1 pseudogene is annotated in these 247 nt (G+C 61.5%); it reads left to right on the plus strand.

Going from position 1 to position 247, the window contains the following annotated elements:
• Positions 1-109, plus strand: a pseudogene (locus D7Y15_RS44005) (IS5/IS1182 family transposase); the annotation flags it as partial.
• Between the last annotated feature and the right edge of the window lie 138 nt (positions 110-247).

A 247-nucleotide genomic window follows, 5' to 3' on the forward strand; every position in this document is an offset into this window, starting at 1 on the left:
TCTCTTCAATCGCTTGAAGCAGAACCGGCGGGTGGCGACGCGCTATGAGAAGCGCGCCGCCAACTACCTGGCGATGGTCCATATCGCCTCCATCCGCCTCTGGCTCTAATTTGCGGACACGCCCTAGGGGGTGTCCCTAATTATCTGAAGAAAGGTGCTGGAGGCCGAGCGGCCGCCAGCCCCGTGGGCAGGGTTGAGCTTGCAGGGAAAGGAAGAGCTGAGCACCCCTGGTGAGTGCACCGACATG

The organism is Corallococcus sp. AB030 (assembly GCF_003668965.1).
Taxonomy (GTDB): Bacteria; Myxococcota; Myxococcia; order Myxococcales; family Myxococcaceae; genus Corallococcus; species Corallococcus exiguus.